This is a genomic window from Actinomadura sp. WAC 06369, from assembly GCF_003947565.1.
Classification (GTDB): domain Bacteria; phylum Actinomycetota; class Actinomycetes; order Streptosporangiales; family Streptosporangiaceae; genus Spirillospora; species Spirillospora rifamycini.
In genome coordinates this window covers 1-18,231 of record NZ_QHJN01000047.1, presented here as the reverse complement: position 1 = coordinate 18,231, position 18,231 = coordinate 1, and the positions used below count along the sequence as shown (strand labels likewise).

At 73.0% G+C, this 18,231-nt stretch carries 12 protein-coding genes; 6 read left to right on the top strand and 6 right to left on the bottom strand.

Going from position 1 to position 18,231, the window contains the following annotated elements:
- Positions 1 to 52: 52 nt before the first annotated feature.
- Entirely contained in the window at positions 53 to 1,453 is a 1,401-nt protein-coding gene (gene gltX / locus DMH08_RS15165) for a glutamate--tRNA ligase (protein WP_125614897.1), read from the top strand.
- Between the two features lie 12 nt (positions 1,454 to 1,465).
- Here gltX and DMH08_RS15160 read toward each other — a convergent pair whose 3' ends face one another.
- The 3 genes from DMH08_RS15160 to DMH08_RS15150 all read right to left on the bottom strand — a co-directional run bounded on the left by DMH08_RS15160 (position 1,466) and on the right by DMH08_RS15150 (position 8,945).
- Positions 1,466 to 3,571 (bottom strand): prolyl oligopeptidase family serine peptidase, encoded by a 2,106-nt coding sequence (locus tag DMH08_RS15160; protein ID WP_125614894.1) that lies wholly within the window; start codon positions 3,569 to 3,571, stop codon positions 1,466 to 1,468.
- Between the two features lie 315 nt (positions 3,572 to 3,886).
- The gene (locus DMH08_RS15155; RefSeq protein WP_125614891.1) at positions 3,887 to 4,588 is read right to left on the bottom strand and encodes a response regulator; all 702 of its coding nucleotides are present in this window, start codon (positions 4,586 to 4,588) and stop codon (positions 3,887 to 3,889) included.
- A gap of 91 nt (positions 4,589 to 4,679) precedes the next feature.
- Positions 4,680 to 8,945, bottom strand: a complete 4,266-nt coding sequence (locus DMH08_RS15150; RefSeq protein WP_199747804.1) for a HAMP domain-containing protein — start codon at positions 8,943 to 8,945, stop codon at positions 4,680 to 4,682.
- A 350-nt stretch (positions 8,946 to 9,295) separates the two neighbouring features.
- Between DMH08_RS15150 and DMH08_RS15145 the strand changes: the two genes are divergently transcribed.
- The 3 genes from DMH08_RS15145 to DMH08_RS15135 all read left to right on the top strand — a co-directional run bounded on the left by DMH08_RS15145 (position 9,296) and on the right by DMH08_RS15135 (position 12,539).
- Complete coding sequence (locus tag DMH08_RS15145) at positions 9,296 to 11,707, top strand: SpoIIE family protein phosphatase (RefSeq protein WP_233617606.1); 2,412 nt, start codon at positions 9,296 to 9,298, stop codon at positions 11,705 to 11,707.
- 31 nt (positions 11,708 to 11,738) lie between these two features.
- Entirely contained in the window at positions 11,739 to 12,080 is a 342-nt protein-coding gene (locus tag DMH08_RS15140; protein WP_026402133.1) for an STAS domain-containing protein, read from the top strand.
- 90 nt (positions 12,081 to 12,170) lie between these two features.
- Positions 12,171 to 12,539, top strand: coding sequence for an ATP-binding protein (locus DMH08_RS15135; RefSeq protein ID WP_034517645.1), 369 nt, complete (start codon positions 12,171 to 12,173; stop codon positions 12,537 to 12,539).
- Positions 12,540 to 12,603: 64 nt separating this feature from the next.
- On the opposite strand, the gene DMH08_RS15130 is transcribed toward DMH08_RS15135, so the two are convergent.
- Both DMH08_RS15130 and DMH08_RS15125 read right to left on the bottom strand, forming a co-directional pair.
- Complete coding sequence (locus DMH08_RS15130) at positions 12,604 to 13,953, bottom strand: class II 3-deoxy-7-phosphoheptulonate synthase (protein ID WP_026402135.1); 1,350 nt, start codon at positions 13,951 to 13,953, stop codon at positions 12,604 to 12,606.
- A gap of 147 nt (positions 13,954 to 14,100) precedes the next feature.
- Entirely contained in the window at positions 14,101 to 15,111 is a 1,011-nt protein-coding gene (locus DMH08_RS15125; protein ID WP_026402136.1) for a sigma-70 family RNA polymerase sigma factor, read from the bottom strand.
- 131 nt (positions 15,112 to 15,242) lie between these two features.
- On the opposite strand from DMH08_RS15125, the gene trxA reads away from it, so the two are divergent.
- A complete protein-coding gene (gene trxA / locus DMH08_RS15120; RefSeq protein WP_026402137.1) occupies positions 15,243 to 15,596 on the top strand; it encodes a thioredoxin in 354 nt (117 codons plus the stop codon).
- Positions 15,597 to 15,866: 270 nt separating this feature from the next.
- On the top strand, positions 15,867 to 16,706 hold the full coding sequence (locus DMH08_RS15115; protein WP_125614888.1) for a putative RNA methyltransferase: 840 nt from the start codon (positions 15,867 to 15,869) through the stop codon (positions 16,704 to 16,706).
- On the opposite strand, the gene DMH08_RS15110 is transcribed toward DMH08_RS15115, so the two are convergent.
- The gene (locus tag DMH08_RS15110; RefSeq protein WP_125614885.1) at positions 16,644 to 17,399 is read right to left on the bottom strand and encodes a hypothetical protein; all 756 of its coding nucleotides are present in this window, start codon (positions 17,397 to 17,399) and stop codon (positions 16,644 to 16,646) included. The genes DMH08_RS15115 and DMH08_RS15110 overlap by 63 nt on opposite strands.
- Positions 17,400 to 18,231: the final 832 nt, after the last annotated feature.

Below are 18,231 nucleotides of genomic sequence, written 5' to 3'. Positions count from 1 at the left end.
GCGGCGGGCGATCGGGGCGCGATCCGGTGCCCGCGCGCTCTACGCTGGTGACATGTCTTCAACGTCTTCGATCCGAGTTCGATTCGCGCCGTCGCCGACGGGCATGTTCCACGTGGGCGGCGCCCGGTCCGCGCTGTTCAACTGGGTGATGGCCGCGCAGTCCGGCGGCACGCTGGTGCTGCGGATCGAGGACACCGACGCGTCGCGCAACAGCCCCGAGTGGACCGAAGGCATCATCCGTGCCCTCGCCTGGCTCGGCATGGACGGCGAGCAGTACGAGGGCCCGTACTTCCAGTCGGCGAACGCCGACAAGCACGCCGAGGCCGCCCGCACGCTCCGGGACGCGGGACGCGCCTACTACTGCGACTGCACCCGCGAGGCCGTCACCGCCCGCACCGGCGACCAGCACAAGGGCTACGACGGGTTCTGCCGCGACCGCGGCCTGGAGCCGGGCCCCGGCCGCGCGCTGCGCTTCCGCGCCCCCGACGAGGGCCAGACCGTCGTCGTCGACCTGCTGCGCGGCAAGCCCGTCTTCGAGAACACCGTCCTGGAGGACTTCGTCATCGCCCGCGCCGACGGCTCGGTCACGTTCCTGCTGGCCAACGCCGTCGACGACATGAGCCAGGGCATCACGCACGTCGTGCGTGGCGAGGAGCACCTGTCCAACGCGCCCAAGCAGCAGCTGCTGTGGGAGGCGCTCGGCGGGGAACCGCCGGTGTGGGCGCACGTCCCGGTCATCGTCAACGAGAAGCGGCAGAAGCTGTCCAAGCGGCGCGACAAGGTCGCCCTGGAGGACTACCGCGCCGAGGGGTACCTCGCCGAGGCGATGCGCAACTACCTGATGCTGCTCGGCTGGGCCCCGTCCGGCGACCGCGAGATCGTCCCCTGGGACGTGATCGTCGACGAGTTCCGCATCGACGACGTCAACACCTCCCCGGCGTTCTTCGACGAGAAGAAGCTGCGCGCGTTCAACGGCGAGTACATCCGCGCGCTGCCGGTCGAGAAGTTCATCGCCGAGTGCCTGCCGTTCCTGCAGGAGGCGCCGTTCGACGTGGACGTGTCCGTCTTCGCCGAGCTCGCGCCGCTCGCCCAGACCCGGATCGCGCTGCTGTCGGAGATCGTCGAGATGATCGACTTCGCGTTCCTGGACGAGCCGCCGGCCGACGAGAAGTCCTGGACCAAGGCCATGAAGGAGCCCGCCGCCGAGATCCTCGCGGCGGCCGAGCGGGCCTACATGGACGCCCCGTGGCGCGCCGACGAGCTCAAGGACCGGCTGGAGCGGGTCGGCCAGGAGCACGGGCTCAAGCTCGGCAAGACCCAGGCCCCGGTCCGCGTCGCGGTCACCGGCCGCACCGTCGGCCTGCCGCTGTTCGAGTCGCTGGAGATCCTCGGCCGCGACCGCACCCTGGCCCGCATCGCCGCCGCACGCGCCAAGCTCGCCGCCGGGTCCTGACCCGGCCGGCCCTCACCGGCCCGCGGCCTCCCCGCCCCGGGCGGGCCGCAGGCCGGTGTGGGCCGCGCAGAACGCGAGGATGTCGGTCTGCAGGCCGAGCCAGCGCGACAGCGACCGCTCGCCGTGCCCCACGTCGGCCTCGCAGCGCAGCAGCACCGGCGCGTCCGACGAGGTCGCGTACTGCAGCGCCGCGGTCATCTTCCGCGTGTGCATGGAGTCGACCCGCGGGTCGGTCCGCGCGCACGTCAGCAGCACCGGCGGGTAGCCGGTCCCCGCCCGGACGCGGTGGTAGGGGGAGTAGCCGAGCAGCACGGGGAGCTGCTCGGGATCGTCGGCGGTGCCGAACTCCTCGGTCCACAGCCGCCCGATCCCGAACCGCTGGTACCGGACCATGTCGGTGACCGCGTCCGTGATCACCGCCGCCGCGTACAGCTCCGGGCAGCGGACGAGCGCCGCGGCGACCAGGAACCCGCTGTGCGAGGAGCCCCGCATCGCCAGCAGCTCCGGCGTCGTGTACCCGCCGTCGACCAGCGCGCGGGCGGCCGCGGTGAAGTCGTCCACGGCGTTGGGCTTGTTGCGGCCGCGGCCCGCCGCGTGCCACGCCGTGCCCTCCTCGCCGCCCCCGCGCACGCTCGCGACGGCGTACGCGCCGCCCGCGCCGACCCACGCGGCGACCGCCGGCGAGTAGGCGGGCGGGGTGGACGCGCCGAACCCGCCGTACGCGCTCAGGATGAGCGGGCGCGGGCCGCTCTCCCCGGGCGGCACGAGGACTTGCATCCGCACCGGCGTCCCGTCGGCCGACCGGTAGGTGATCCGCCGGACGTCCGGACGTGCGCCCCCGGCGGCCTCCGCGCCGTCCGGCGCGTCCTCGGCGACGCACGAGCCGTCGCGGACGTCGACGCGGTGCACCGCCGGCGGGGTGGTGTAGTCGGTGTAGGCGAACCAGGCGCGGGGGCCGCCGGCGGGCGGCGCGGTCAGCCGCGCGACGGTGCCGTACCCGGGGGCCGGGACGTCCCGCAGGACGGTCCCGTCGGCGGCGTGCAGGCGCAGCTCGCTCGCCCCGTGCCGGCTGCGGACGGTCAGCAGGCGCGGTTCGCCCGAGTCCGGGTCGGTGAGCGTCGCGCAGTCGGCGAGGACGCGGCCCGGCTCCTCCGCGACGATGGTGCGCCACCGGTCGGCGCGCGGGTCGGCGGGGTCCACGGCGCAGAGCCGCCCGAACGGCGCGTCCCGGTCGGTCACGGCGACGATTCCGCCGTCCGGCGCGAACTTCAGCACGGCGCGCGCGCCGTCGGCGGTGCCGTCGTGGACGAGCGCGGGCGCCAGCTCCCGCGCGTCCTCGTCGGGCGCGTCGGCGAGCCACAGCAGGTTCCCCGACGTGGCGCCGGGCGCGGCGCTCAGCATGAGCCGGCGCCCGTCCGGCCCGATCGTGACGGCCAGCTGCGGGAAATCGGTGGCGAACAGCACCGGGTCGTCGGCGGGGTCGGCGCCGATGCGGTGCAGCCGCAGCCGCCTGCCCGCCTCCAGGCCGGGCCCGGGCGTGTCGACGTAGCAGAACGCCGCGTCGCCCCGTAGCCACGCCACCGGGGTCGGACGGCCGGGCTCCAGCGGACCGTCCACGAGCCCGCCGCCGGCCACGTCGAGGACCCACAGCAGCGGCCGCTCGTCGCCGTGCCGCGTCATCTGGTAGGCCAGCAGCCCGCCGCCGTGCGACGGCCGCCAGACCCCGAGCGTCGTCGCCCCGGACGCGTCCAGGGCGAGGGGGTCGAGCAGCACACGCGGGGGCTCGTCCGGCCCGGCGGTCATCAGCACGGGCAGCTGCATGCCCGGCGTCCGCCGCAGGTAGAACCGGCGGCCGTGCCGCCACACCGGGGGAGACCCGGTCGGGACGGCGGCGCCGCCCGCATCGGCCGCCGCCGCCAAGCGCGCCAGCCACCCGTCGCGGTCCGGCCAGCCGGCGGCGTGCCGAGCGAACACCTCCGCCTGCCCGTCCAGCCACGCGGCGCAGTCCGGGTCGTCGGCGTCCTCCAGCCACCGGTACGGATCGGGCACCTCGTGCCCGTGCAGAAGGTCCACGATCGCGTCCCGGCGCGCCGCCGGCCATTCCGTCGCCGTGCTCATGCCTCTGTGCCCACTTCCGTGCCCCGTCTCGTGTGCCCGCTCCGGTCCCGGTCACGGCCGAGGGCTCCCCGCACGGCGGGGAGCCCTCGGTCGCACCTGGATCGGGTCAGTTCCGGTCGCCCTCGATCAGCTCCTGGCGCCATCCCTCCAGGGTGATGACCTCGTCGGCGAGCAGCAGCGGGAGCCCGATCTGGGTCGGAAGCTCGGTCATGTGTCCCTCCGGTAACGCTCCGTGGTGATCTGAACGCACACAGGTATACCAGCTCTATGCGACGCGCATAGGCCGTTCGGAGGACACCGCGATGAGAAAGCCGGTCAGGACTCCTCGGCGGGGACGCCCGCGGCGGACGCCCCCTCCACGGGAGCCTCGTCGACGGCGAGCGCGGCGCGCAGGCCGGACAGGCGGCGCTCCAGCTCGTCCATCTCGTCGCGCAGCGCGGGCGGCACCCGCTTGCCGAGCAGCTCCGCCTGCTCCTCGACCGCCTTCAGCAGCTCGTCCAGCCGCCCGGCGAGCGCCCGCCGCGCCGCCGGACCCGACTCCTCCGCCGGCCGCTCCTCCAGCAGCGTCGACTGCTCCCGCAGCAGCGCGGACTGCTCGCGCAGCAGGGTCGTCTGGTCGCGGAGCTGCTTGTTCTTGTTGTGCAGCTCGACGAACACCGACACCTTGGCGCGCAGCACCCACGGGTCGAACGGCTTGGAGATGAAGTCGACCGCGCCCGCCGCGTACCCGCGGAACGCGTAGTCGGGGTCGCTGTTGACCGCCGTCAGGAAGATGATCGGCAGGTCGCGGGTCTTCTTGCGCCGCTTGATGTCGCGCGCCGTCTCGAACCCGTCCATGCCCGGCATGACGACGTCCAGCAGGATGACCGCGTACTCGTCGGTGAGCAGCGCCTTGAGCGCCTCCTCGCCCGACCTGGCGCGGACCAGATCCTGATCGAGGGAGCTGAGGATGGCCTCCAGCGCGATGAGGTTCTCCTCGCGGTCGTCCACGAGCAGGATCTTCGCCTTGTCGTCCACGCGCGTCCCTCCGATCCGGTCGGCCCGCCGTCCTGGCCCGTGACCGCACACGTTCACCCACGGCAGACCCTACTGCCCGCGGCGCCGTTCCTCAGCGGACGACGGAGGGCTTCAGCCAGTTCCGCATGACGTCGAGGAGATGGTCCACGTCCACGGGCTTCGGCACGTAGTCCGACGCGCCCGCCTCGAGGCTCTTCTCCCGGTCGCCCTTCATCACCTTCGCGGTGATCACGATGATCGGCAACTCGGCGAACTGCGGCATCTTCCGGATGGCGGAGGTGGTGGCGTAGCCGTCCAGGCCCGGCATCATCACGTCCATCAGCACCAGCGCCACGTCGGGGTTGCGGTGCAGGAGGTCGATGCCCGCCTGCCCGTCCTCGGCGTACAGGACGTCCATCCCGTAGCCCTCCAGCACGCTGGTGAGCGCGAACACGTTCCGGACGTCGTCGTCGACGATCAGCACCTTGCGGCCCGACAGCACGGTGTCCAGGAAGTCCGCGGGAGGCTCCGCCAGCATGCCCTCGACGGCCCGGTCGGGCTCCGCGCGGCGCCGCCCGCGCACCGGGCGCCGCTCGCCCCGCCGGCCGGTCTCGGGCGCCGCGGGCGCGGCCTCCGCGGCGGGCGCGGCGCCCTCCGCGGCCTCCGCCGCGTCCTCGGCCGGGGCGATCGCCGGGACGTCAGGCTCGGCCACCGCGCCGTCCTGCGGCGCCCTGCGGCGCCCGTCGGACTCGCTGTACTGCGCCGGCAGGTACAGCGTGAACACGCTGCCGTGCCCGGGCTTGCTCTCGGCGTGGATCTCCCCGCCGAGCAGCCGCGCGATGTTCCGGCTGATCGACAGGCCGAGGCCGGTGCCGCCGTAGCGGCGGCTGGTCGTCCCGTCGGCCTGCTGGAACGCCTCGAAGATCACCTGCAGCTTGTCGGCGCTCACCCCGATCCCGGTGTCGATCACGCGGAACGCGATGACGTCCGGGGTGTTCCACAGCGCCGGCAGCGTGAAGTCGATGTCCCCGGCGCGCTCGATCAGCAGCCGGACCTCGCCCTCGGCGGTGAACTTCACCGCGTTCGACAGCAGGTTCCGCAGGACCTGCTGCAGCCGCTGCTCGTCGGTGAACAGCGTCCCCGGGACGTCCGGGGCCACCTCCACGCCGAACTGCAGGCCCTTGTCCTGCGACAGCGGACGGAACGTCGCGTCCACGTAGTCGACCAGAGCCGGCACCGACAGCCGCTGCGGGTGCAGCTCCATCTTCCCGGCCTCGACCTTCGCCAGGTCCAGGATGTCGTTGATCAGCGTCAGCAGGTCCGTGCCCGAGTCGTAGATCGTCTGCGCGAACTCCACCTGCTTGTCGGTCAGGTTCCCGCCCTGGTTCTCCGACAGCAGCTTGGCCAGCACCAGCAGGCTGTTCAGCGGCGTGCGCAGCTCGTGCGACATGTTCGCCAGGAACTCCGACTTGTACCGCGACGAGATCGCCAGCTGCTCGGCGCGCTCCTCCAGCGTCCGCCGCGCCTGCTCGATCTGGTAGTTCTGAATCTCGATCGCGCGGTTCTGCTGCGCCAGCAGCGCCGCCTTCTCCTCCAGCTCGGTGTTGGAGTGCCGCAGCTCCGCCTGCTGCCGCTGCAGCTCGTCCGACCGCTCCTGCAGCTCCGAGGCCAGCCGCTGCGACTCGGCCAGCAGCGCCTCGGTGCGGGTGTTGGCGCTGATCGTGTTCAGCGTCACCCCGATCGTCTCGATCAGCTGGCTGAAGAACGCCAGGTGGACGTCGGTGAACCGGCCGAACGACGCCAGCTCGATCGCGCCGAGGACCGTCCCTTCGAACACGATCGGCAGCACGATGATGTTGACCGGCGACGCCTCGCCCAGCCCGGAGCCGATCTTGACGTAGTCGGCGGGCGCCTCGGAGATCAGCAGCGGCCGCCGCTCCTGCGCGGCCTGCCCGACCAGGCCCTCCCCGAACGCGAACCGGACCGTGCCCTTCTGCGTCCGCCGCCGCGTCCCGTACCCGGCGATGAGCGCCAGCTCGGTCTCCTCGCCGGAGGGCTCCGCGAGGTAGAACGCGCCGTACTGCGCGCTCGCCGTCGGCGTCAGCTCCCGGATGATCAGGTTGGCGACCTGCTGCAGGTCGCGGTGGCCCTGCATCATCCCGCCGATCCGCGCGAGGTTCGACTTCAGCCAGTCCTGCTGATCGTTGGCGCGGGTCGTCTCCCGCAGCGTCGCGACCATCAGGTTGACGTTGTCGCTCAGCTCCGCGACCTCGCCGCGCGCCTCCACGGTGATGGTGCGGGTCAGGTCGCCCTCGGCGACCGCGCTCGCGACCTCGCCGATCGCCCGGACCTGCGTGGTCAGGTTGCGGGCCAGCTCGTTGACGCTCTCGGTCAGCCGCTTCCAGGTGCCCGAGACGCCCTCGACCTCCGCCTGCCCGCCGAGGCGCCCCTCGCTGCCGACCTCGCGGGCCACCCGGGTGACCTCGGAGGCGAACGACGACAGCGTGTCGACCATCGTGTTCAGCGTCGTCTTCAGCTCGAGGATCTCGCCCTGCGCGTTGACGTCGATGCGGCGCGTCAGGTCGCCGTGCGCGACGGCCGTCGCGACCTGCGCGATGTTGCGGACCTGGTAGGTCAGGTTGGACGCCATGCCGTTGACGTTGTCGGTGAGGTCCTTCCACATGCCGCCGGCGCCCGGCACGATCGCCTGGCCGCCGAGGCGCCCCTCGGTGCCGACCTCCCGCGCCACGCGGCTGACCTCGTCGGCGAAGGCCGACAGCGTGTCGACCATCGTGTTCAGGGTGTCCTTCAGCTGGAGGATCTCGCCCTGCGCGTCGACCTCGATGCGGCGCGTCAGGTCGCCCTGCGCCACCGCCGTCGTCACCTTCGCGATCCCGCGGACCTGCATGGTGAGGTTGTTCGCCATGCCGTTGACGTTGTCGGTGAGGTCCTTCCAGACCCCGCTGACGCCCGGGACCCGCGCCTGGCCGCCGAGCCGTCCCTCGGTGCCGACCTCGCGGGCGACGCGGGTCACCTCGTCGGCGAACGCCGAGAGGGTGTCGACCATCGTGTTGACGGTGTCCTTGAGCTCCAGGATCTCGCCCTGCGCGTCAACAGTGATCTTCTTGCCGAGGTCGCCCTGCGCGACCGCCGTGGTGACCTGCGCGATGTTGCGGACCTGGAACGTCAGGTTCGACGCCATGCCGTTGACGTTGTTCGTCAGGTCCTTCCAGACGCCGCTCACGCCCGGCATCCGCGCCTGGCCGCCGAGCCGTCCCTCGGTGCCGACCTCGCGGGCGACGCGGGTGACCTCGGAGGCGAACGCCGACAGCGTGTCCACCATCTGGTTCACCGTCAGCTTCAGCTGCAGGATCTCGCCCTGCGCGTCGACGGTGATCTTCTTGCCGAGGTCGCCCTCGGCAACGGCCGTCGTGACCTGCGCGATGTTGCGGACCTGGTACGTCAGGTTGTTCGCCATCGCGTTGACGTTGTCGGTGAGGTTCTTCCAGACCCCGCTGACGCCCTGCACCCGCGCCTGGCCGCCGAGCTGCCCCTCGGTGCCGACCTCCCGGGCGACCCGGGTCACCTCGTCCGCGAACCGCGACAGCTGGTCCACCATCGTGTTCACGGTGAGCTTGAGCTCCTGCAGCTCGCCCGTCGCCTCCACCGTGACCTTGCGGGTCAGGTCGCCCTTCGCCACGGCCGTGGTGACCTCGGCGATGTCGCGGACCTGCGCCGTGAGCCGGCCCGCCATCGCGTTCACCGCCGCCGTGACGTCCCGCCACCGGCCGGTCATGCCCCGCGACGGCGCCTGCCCGCCGAGCCGCCCCTCGGTGCCGACCTCCCGGGCGAACTGCGTGACCTCCCAGGTGAACTGGTCGAGCAGCTCCACCATGCCGTTCACCGACCGCGCCATGCGCAGCAGCTCGCCGCGCATCGGCCGGCCGGCGACCCGCAGCTCGACCCGCCGGCTCAGGTCCCCCGCGGCGACGGCCTCCACCACCTGGTGCATCCCGAGGGAGAGGTCCGTCAGCTTCGCGATGATCGCGTTGGCGTCGTCCACCGCGCCCGCCCACGAGCCCTTCAGCGTGCCCGTGGTCAGCCGCCCGCCCAGCCGGCCCTCCCGGCCGATCTCCCGGCGGACGCGGGCCAGCCCCGCGTTCAGCTCGCTGCCGTTCTGCCGGATCTCCTCCAGCAGCGCCCCGGCCACCGCCACGGCGCCCTCGCCGGGCAGATCCAGCTCGGCCTTGGCCTTCCCGTCGCGCACGGCGACCAGCGCCTTCAGCAGGGGGGCGAGATCGGCGTCGCTGTAACGCGGCGTGGTGTCGCGCGACCCGCCGGAGCGGGCGCGAGACGTGGTGCGCGGCATGCTATTCATCCTCCTGGCCCGCGTTCGTGGGGTACCGGATGCCACTGACTCCTTCTCCGGGCCTTTTCCGGCCGCTTCGGGCGGCCTCCCGGCCGCATCTGTACTCTACGTTGCCGGACGGCCCGGAGCCCGAATCACACTCTGCCGGTCAACGGACGGTAACGACCGCGCATCCGTGCACGTAGTCTTCGCACGTAGTCTTCGTGTTACGGTCTGTCGTGTCGTGGCCGGGGGCTCGACGTTCCCCGGGCTCGGAGGCGCGGTGCGGCCCCGGCGCGCGGCTCTTCTGGCCGGGCGGTCGAGCAGTCTGTCACGATAGCCAGACCCGGGTAGTGGACGCATCGAACGAGGGACGACAGTTGGATCGGCAGACGGCGTCGGCCACCTTCCCGTCCGCCGCGGCGGCGGTCGCGGACGCGCGCCGGTTCGTCCGGAAGGTGCTCGCCGACTGGGGCATGGACGAGATCTCCGACGACGCGATCCTGGCGACCAGCGAGCTGGCCACCAACGCGATCGCCTACGCGGGGACGTCCTTCGAGGTCACCTGCCGGCTCGAGGGCGACGACGTCGAGATCGAGGTCCGCGACCGGCACCCCACCCGCGGCATCGAGATGCCCGGCGTCACCGCGTCCAGCGGGCGCGGCCTCCCGTCCATCGCCACGCTCGCCGACTCGTGGGGCGTCTCCTACGACCGCCGCACCAAGGGCGTGTGGTTCCGCCTCCCGCGTCCCGGCGCCGAAGCACGGGACGAGGACGCCCCTGAGTCCGCCGGTGAGCCCGCCCGCGAGGACGCCCCGGGCTCCGAGACCGCCGAAACCGACCGGGGCGCGCCGCGCGCCGAGCCGGCCGACGCGGCCCTCGCCCGTCCGGCCGACGCCCCCGTCGACCTGACGGCCGCGGGCGAGAGCGGCACGGGCGAGAGCGGCGGGGACCGGGCCGCGGCGTCCCCGAACGGCGCAGCGGCGCTGCGCGACCGCCTGCGCGAGCGCGCCGCGCGCCCCCGCGAAGCAGACCCGGCGGCCGACGCCGCGGTGGCCGCGGACGCGCGCGTCGCCGGCGAGGGCGTCGGCGAGGTCCCCGCCGACGGGGCCCGGCTGCTCCGCTCGCCCGCCGCCGTCGAGTCCATGCAGGACGGCGTCGCCGCCGTCCGGGAGATGCTGGGCGCCGAGGGCGCGGCCATCCTGCTCACCGAGCGCGACGGGCGGCTCATCATGGGCGCGTCCAGCGGCACCGCCGCCGAGCTGCCGCTCGGCGAACTGTCGGTCGCCGGGCTCGCCCCCGCCGTCCGCGCCGGATCCCCCTGGGTCGCCGTGGACGCGGCCGACCCGATCGCCGTCGCCCTGCGGGCCAGTTCGGTCACGGCCGCGCCCCTGGAGTCCCAGGGGCGCCTCACCGGCCTCCTCGTCGCCGTCTCCACCGCCCCGGGCCGCTTCACCCAGAGCGACGGGGCCCGGACCGGACGGCTCGCCGAAGAGTTGTCGCTCTCCCTGGAGAAGGCCCGGGTCGGCGAGCTGGAACGGTCCTGGCGCGGCTGGCTCAGCTTCGTCGCCGAGGCCAGCGACCTGCTCGCCGGCACCCTCGACCAGGAACGCACGATGGCGCTCGTCGCGCAGCTCGTCGTGCCCCGGCTCGCCACCTGGTGCGCCGTCTACACCGTCGCCGAAGCCGAACCGGCCCGGCTCGCCTACGTCTGGCACGCCGACGAGGACCGCGCCGACGGCCTGCGCGCCCTGCTCGACGAGGCCGGGCCCGCCCCCGCCATGGACGTCCCCGGGCCCTGGCACGGCTTCGCCGATGCGCCCGAGGACGTCCGCGCCGCCGCCGGCGACACCGCCGCCGACCAGGTCTACGCGTTCCCGCTGATCGCGCGCGGGCGGCGCATCGGCACCATCCTCATCGGCCGCCCCGCCGGCGACCGCTTCGCCCGCAGCGCCATCGAGCTGGCCGAGGAGCTCAGCCGCCGCGCCGCGCTCGCCGTCGACAACGCGCGCCTGTTCTCCGCCCAGACCGCCATGAGCAGCGCCCTGCAGCGCAGCCTCCTGCCGCCCGCGATCCCCGAGATCCCCGGCCTCGAGGTCGCCGTGGTGTACGAGCCGGCGGGGGAGGGCAGCGAGGTCGGCGGCGACTTCTACGACGTCTTCGAGAGCGGCCCCGGCGACGGCGCGCCCGCGCTCGACGACGCCGCGCCCGGACGCTGGCGGTTCGCGATCGGCGACGTGTGCGGCACCGGACCGGAGGCCGCCGCCGTCACCGGACTGGCCCGGCACGCGCTGCGGATCCTCGCCGCCGAGGACATGTCGGTCCCCGACGTGCTCGGCCGGCTCAACCGGCTCATCCTCGGCGAGGGGGAGCGCGGACGGCTGCTCACCCTGCTGCACGGCGAGATCATCGCCCGCCGCGCCCGCGACGGCGTGACCATCCGGCTGTCCAGCGCCGGGCACCCGCCGCCGCTGATCCTCGACCCGGACGGCGGCGTCCGCGAGGCCGCGTCCTCGCAGCCGCTGCTGGGGGTGTTCGACGACGTCGACTTCCAAACCGATACGGTCGAACTCCGCCGCGGGGAGGTGCTGCTGTGCGTGACCGACGGCGTCACCGAGCGACGTTCCGGCGGACGGCTGCTCGGGGACGGCAACGGGCTCGAGCGGCTGCTGGCCGGCTGCACCGGGCTCAGCGCGGGGGCCGTCGCCGCCCGCATCCAGCGAGCGGTGCGCGACTTCGGCCCCGAGCCGTCGAACGACGACGTTGCCCTGATAGTTCTGCGGGCGTCATGATGGAGACCAACGATCGGTAAGGTGGGGTGGCGTGGGGCTTGCCTTGCACACGACACGACAGGACGGCCGCGCGACGATCACCGCGCGCGGTTCCATCGACCTGAACTCCTCCGATGAGCTGCGCTCACGGCTGACCGAGCTCGTCGACGCGGGAGAGCGGGCCGTCGTGGTCGATCTCGCCGCGGTCGACTTCTGTGACTCGTCGGGCCTGAACGTCCTCGTCCGCGCGTACAAGCACGCGCGGGCGCAGAACGCCACGCTCACCGTCACCGGTGCTTACGGACGGGTCGAGAACGTCCTGCGCACGACCGGCCTGGACCGCTTCCTCATGGAAGACGCGCCGGAGGAGACGGCGTCCGACGGTGGACGGTGACCGGCACACCGAGGACGGGCACACGGGAGTTCGGGACATGACGGAGCGGGACCCGATGCAGAACGGCGAGCGGGCGGAGTGACCGACCCGATGACCGAGACCACGCTGCGCGCGGCGCCGCAGACCGAGGCGGTCGAGTACGCGCGCCGCCTCGCCGCCCGCACCATGCGCACCTGGGCCCTCATGGAACGCGAGGAGCTCGTCACCGCCATCGTGGCCGAGCTGGTGGCCAACGCCGTCCGGCACGCCGGGACGGCGCTGGAGCTGCGGCTGCTGCGCGGCGCCGGGCGGGTCCGCGTCGAGGTCCGCGACCGCGCCGCCCAACTGCCCCGCCTCACCGTCCCCGGCCCCCTGGACGAGTCGCACCGCGGCCTGTTCATCGTCGACCGCTTCGCCACGTCCTGGGGAGCCGACCCGGTCACCGGCGGCAAGGTCGTCTGGGCCGAGGTCAGCATCTGACGGACGCCCGGAACGACGGCGCCCGGCGATCCCGCGGAGGGACGGCCGGGCGCGCGCACGAGGCTCAGACGGACTTGCGGTACAGCTCCGCGACCATGAACGCCAGGTCGAGCGACTGCCCGCGGTTCAGCCGCGGGTCGCAGGCCGTCTCGTACCGCTGGTGCAGATCGTCCTCCACCAGCCCGTGGCCGCCGCCGACGCACTCGGTCACGTCGTCGCCGGTGAACTCGATGTGGATGCCGCCCGGGTGCGTGCCCAGCGCCCGGTGCACCTCGAAGAAGCCCGCGACCTCGTCCAGGACGTCGTCCAGCCGGCGCGTCTTGTGCCCGCTCGGCGCCTCGAACGTGTTCCCGTGCATCGGGTCGCACACCCACGCCACCGGGGCGCCGCTCTGGTGCACCTTCTCGATCAGCGGCGGCAGCGCGTCCCGGATCTTGCCGGCGCCCATCCGGGTGACGAACGTGAGCCGCCCCGGCTCCCCGTCCGGGTTCAGCCGGTCGATCAGCGCGAGCGCGTCGTCGGCCGTCGTCGTCGGCCCCAGCTTGACCCCGATCGGGTTGCTGATGTGCCGGAGGAACTCGACGTGCGCGCCGTCCAGCTGCCGGGTGCGCTCACCGATCCACAGGAAGTGCGCCGACACGTCGTACGGGCGGCCGCTCAGGCTGTCGATCCGGGTCAGCGCCCGCTCGTACTCCAGCAGCAGCGCCTCGTGGCTGGAGTAGAACTCCACGCCGTGGAACTCGTCCGGGTTCACCCCGCACGCCTTCATGAACGTCAGCGCCCGGTCGATCTCGCCCGCGAGCCGCTCGTAGCTGCGTCCCGCCGGGCTCTGCTGGACGAAGTCGCGGTTCCAGGTGTGCACCTGCCGCAGGTCGGCGTACCCGCCCTTGGTGAACGCCCGGCACAGGTTCAGCGTCACCGCGGAGCAGTGGTACGCCTTCAGCAGCCGCTGCGGGTCGTTGCGGCGCGACTCGGCGTCGAACGCGAACCCGTTGACGGCGTCGCCCCGGTACGCGGGCAGCTCCACGCCGCCCCGCGCCTCCACCGGCTTGGACCGCGGCTTGGCGAACTGCCCCGCCATCCGCCCGATCTTCACGACCGGGACGCTGGCGGCGTAGGTGAGCACGACCGCCATCTGCAGCAGGGTCTTCAGCTTGTTCTTCACGGCGTCGGCGTTCGATCCCTCGAACGTCTCGGCGCAGTCGCCGCCCTGCAAGACGAACGCCTCGCCGCGGGCCACGTCCGCGAGCCGGTCCTTGAGCTGGTCGCACTCACCGGCGAAGACGAGCGGCGGCTGCGCGGCGAGCTCCGCCGCGACCGCCCGGACCTCGTCCGGATCGTCCCATTCGGGCTGCTGGAGGGCGGGGAGGGAGCGCCAGGCGTCCAGATCCCCAGAGGGCGTGGAAGTACTCACGTGAAAAGGCTATGGCACGGTCCGCCGCGGCGGGGCCATCCGCCCGGGACCGGACGGTACCTCCGGCCCCGAACGCGAACCGGGCGGCCCCGTTCGGGACCGCCCGGTGATGTTTCTCGGACCGTGGGGACGGGCCGCGGCCGCCGCTCACGCGGCGCGGCTGCCGGCACCGGCCCGCACGGGGCCCCGCACCGCGGCGTGCGCGTCCGCCAGCGCCCGGCGGCCGCTCAGGTCCGTCTCGTTCGCGAGCTGCCGCAGGCGCCGCAGCGACCGGTCGGTGATCTGCCGCACCCGGTTGTGGCTCAGGCCGTACCGGGCGCCGATCTGCGCGTACGACAGCGGCTGGCCGCTGTCCATCCCGAACCGGGCCCGCAGGATCGCGGCCTCCCGCTCCGGCAGCCGGTCCAGCAGCCGCGCGAGGCCCTCGATGTCGTCCAGCGCGAGGATCTCCGCCTCGGGCGTGACGGCGTCGGGATCCTCGAGCAGGTCGCCCATCGGCGTCTCGCCGGCGTCGTCGACGGTCGCGTCGAGGCTCGCCGGGTCGCGCCGCCAGCGCAGCAGCTCGTCCACGTGCTCGGCGTCGGCGCCCACCGCCCCGGCGAGCTCCTCGCGGGTGGGCTCGCGGCCCAGCTCGCGGCCGAGCTGCCGCTCGGCGCGCCGCAGCCGGGAGAGCTCCTCCTCCACGTGGACCGGCAGCCGGATCGTGCGGGCCGTGTGACTCAGCCCGCGCCCGATCGCCTGCCTGATCCACCACGTCGCGTACGTGGAGAACTTGAAGCCGCGGCGGTAGTCGAACTTCTCCACCGCCCGCATCAGCCCCAGGTTCCCCTCCTGGATGAGGTCGATGAGGGGCAACGAGTCGGTCGGGTATTTGCGGGCGATCGAGACCACGAGCCGCAGGTTCGCCTCGACGAAGCGCTGCTTCGCGCGCAGCCCCGCCGCGGTCAACTCCTCCAGCTCCTCGCGGGACACGCCCTCGGGCACGTTCCCCTCGGCGAGGAGCTGTTCGGCGTACAGGCCCCCTTCGATCGCCTTCGCCAGATCGACCTCTTCCTCCGCGTCCAGCAGGGGGGTTCGGCCGATCCGGTCGAGGTACGCCCCGACAAGGTCCTTGTCGGTGACGTCGACCCTGTCGCCCTTGGTACGGGTTGCAGCCATCCTGACCCTTCTCCGGTGCGATCTCCCTATGGGGACAACGCTAATTACCGCTCTGTGATTCCCAGCGGGGGAATACTCCGAGGCTGTAAGCCGCTCTACGGACCTGATACCCCGACTGAGGAGAATCCGACATGGCGACCGTGAACCTGACCGTCGACAACTTCGACGAGGTGGCCCAGGGCGACGGGATCGTGCTGGTCGACTTCTGGGCGTCCTGGTGCGGCCCCTGCCGCCGGTTCGCGCCCGTGTACGAGAAGTCGGCGGGCAAGCACGACGACATCGTGTTCGGCAAGGTCGACACCGAGGCCGAGCCCGAGCTGTCGGAGCGCTTCGGCATCTCCTCGATCCCCACGCTGATGGCCATCCGCGACGGCGTGATCGTCTTCGCGGAGCCCGGGGCGCTGCCCGAGCAGGTCCTGGAGAACGTCATCGAGCAGGTCCGCGGGCTCGACATGGACGACGTCCGCGCCCGGATGAAGTCCTGACCGACGCCGGCGAAGTGCCCCTGTGCGGGCGGACGCGCACGGGCGGACCATACGGGCGGACGTGTGCGGATGGAGGAGCATGTGCCGGTGGGAACGGCCGGTGGCGTCCGGCCGTTCCCCGAGGTCGGCAATGACGGGACGCGCCGGGTGGCGAGCGCGGCGCCCGCCGGGTGACGGGACGGGGACGTCCGACCGAAGCCGCGGCGGCACGATGGCAAAGAAGGCCGCCGCGCCGCCCGTTCCGCCCGGTGGATGGACGATGATGGACGGATGCTCGTCGATGTCGTGCCATACCTGGTGTGCCCCGTGTGCGGAGCGGACCTCGCGTTGACGGACGGCCGGCTGCACTGCCCGTCCGGACACGCTTTCGACATCGCACGGCAGGGCTACGCGAACCTGCTCCCCGGCAACGCCCGCCCCGGCACCGCCGACACCCCGGAGATGGTCCGGGCGCGCGCCGAGTTCCTGGGCGCCGGCCACTTCGCCCCGATCGTCGACCGGCTCGCCCGGATGGTCGCCGCGTCGCCGGACGGCCCGGGCTGCGTCCTGGACGCGGGCGCGGGCACCGGCTACTACCTGGCCCGCATCCTCGACCGGACGCCCGGCGCCGTCGGCCTCGCGATCGACATCTCCAAGCACGCCGCGCGCCGCGCCGCCAAGGCGCACCCGCGCGCCGGCGCGGTCGTCGCCGACCTGTGGCGCCCGCTGCCGGTGCGGGACGGCGCCGCCGACGCCGTCGTCAACGTGTTCGCCCCCCGCAACGCCGCCGAGTTCCACCGCGTCCTGCGTCCCGACGGGCCGCTGTTCGCCGTGACCCCCTCCCCGGGGCACCTGGGTCCGCTCGTCGAGTCGCTCGGACTGATCTCGGTCGACGAGCGCAAGACCGAGCGCACCGACGCCGCGCTGGCCGGCTACTTCAAGCCGGACGGCCGGGAGCGCCTGGACACGGAGGCCGTCCTCACCCACGAGGAGATCACCACGCTCGTGGGCATGGGGCCGAGCGCGCACCACGTACCGGAGGAGGCGCTCCGGGAACGCCTCGGACCGCTACCCGATCCGCTGCCGGTTCCCCTCTCCTTCGTCCTGTCCGCCTACCGGCGCCTCGAATAGCCGCGCGGGAGCGGTCCCCGCGAAGGTGAGCGACACCTGCGGAACCTCGCCCGGCTCCATCGGATCCCCGACGTGGGGGAGACCGTGCCGCCCGTACGCGAACGACGTGGAGACGGACCGGACCGTCCCGGCGAGGATCACCCGCTGCAGCGCCTGCCCCGCCCGCAGCCACTCGGCGGGGGAGTCGCCCCGCGTCGCGAGCAGCGCCCGCCGGACCCCGTCGCCGGGACCGGCCGGCAGGACGTGGAGCCTGGCGCCCTCCAGCCGCGCCGCCTCACCGAGCTCGTTGACGGCCGCCGCGGACGGTCGCCGTCCCGCGACCGGAGGGGCGAACGGGCGCAGCGTCGCCGCGTAGAGCAGCCGTTCCTCCCGGGTCACCCGCTGCCGTCCCACGAGCCGGACGGTCGCCAGCAGCGTCGGCCGCTCGACGTCCGGCAGGAGGCGCACCACGGGCGCGTGCCCGAGCTGCGCCGCGGCGAGCCGCACGTTCACCAGGACCGCGCCGCTGCCGAGATGGAGCCCGCGCCCGCCCGGATCGTCCGTCGGGCGGAACCTGCCGCGGTCGGCGTGGACCTCGATCAGGCCCGGCACGACCTTCAGCCGCCATGCGTGCACGTCATGGATCGTCGGCCCCATGGTCGCCGCGACCACCAGACGTTCCGCCGAAGCGCGGATTCCGACGGGCACACTCACGAGGCGCTCCTCCTCACTCCGGCCGGTTCCTTGCCGGGCCGGACCGCGGGCCCGCACCGCCCGACCGTCCGAACCGCCGGAAACTGACCGAACCACCGGAACGGGACGCTCGGGAGCACGGGCCTGCGACGGTACCGCAAGCGTGACCTCGCGCACATAGGTTGTGAACTGGGGTTGAGAAGGGATGAAACGGTTCGGCGGGAGCGCTGTCGAGGAGAGTGGCGCGCGGGTCTGATTTGACGGTCCGACAAGGGCGCTCTAATGTTCTTTCTGCCCCGAGGGGATGCAGAACGCCGCAAGGCGGTCGGCCCCGGGGACGTCGGGACACGGAAAACGGTTCGAGTCACGCTCGAGCTGCTGTACGATGGAACGACACGCCCGGAACGGGATGCAGGACGCCGACAGGTGGCCGGCCCGCAGGGCACTCCCACGAGACGATCGAGCGGACTCCGCGTCCGCGACATCGCCGCGCGAGACGGACAAGCCTCCGTCGAACGAATCGATCTTGATCGGTCCGCTTGACACCGGAAGCGAGTCTGGTAAGTTAGAAGGGTTGCCCCGGAGCGTGGGCCGCGAGAGCGGGTCCGAGCGCGGTGGGTGTCCGTTTCTTGAGAACTCAACAGCGTGTTAAAAGCCAGTGCCTTTAACGATTCGGCCGGCAGGCCGGATCAGCCCCGAGGCCCTGCACCCCCGTCAGGGGATGTAAGGCTGGGGATTTCTTTGAGGCAAGCACCCGAGTGGTGCATTGCCGGGATTGTTTCCAAGGTTTGGCTCTTCGGGTTCGCCCCCGAAGGGTCGGTAAGACCTTAATGGAGAGTTTGATCCTGGCTCA

What these genes read in the sequence shown, in the direction of transcription:
- gltX (WP_125614897.1), top strand. Translation starts at nt 53, where the DNA reads ATGTCTTCAACGTCTTCGATCCGAGTTCGATTCGCGCCGTCGCCGACG.
- DMH08_RS15160 (WP_125614894.1), bottom strand. Translation starts at nt 3,571, where the DNA reads ATGAGCACGGCGACGGAATGGCCGGCGGCGCGCCGGGACGCGATCGTG.
- DMH08_RS15150 (WP_199747804.1), bottom strand. Translation starts at nt 8,945, where the DNA reads ATGAATAGCATGCCGCGCACCACGTCTCGCGCCCGCTCCGGCGGGTCG.
- DMH08_RS15135 (WP_034517645.1), top strand. Translation starts at nt 12,171, where the DNA reads ATGACCGAGACCACGCTGCGCGCGGCGCCGCAGACCGAGGCGGTCGAG.
- DMH08_RS15125 (WP_026402136.1), bottom strand. Translation starts at nt 15,111, where the DNA reads ATGGCTGCAACCCGTACCAAGGGCGACAGGGTCGACGTCACCGACAAG.
- trxA (WP_026402137.1), top strand. Translation starts at nt 15,243, where the DNA reads ATGGCGACCGTGAACCTGACCGTCGACAACTTCGACGAGGTGGCCCAG.
- DMH08_RS15115 (WP_125614888.1), top strand. Translation starts at nt 15,867, where the DNA reads ATGCTCGTCGATGTCGTGCCATACCTGGTGTGCCCCGTGTGCGGAGCG.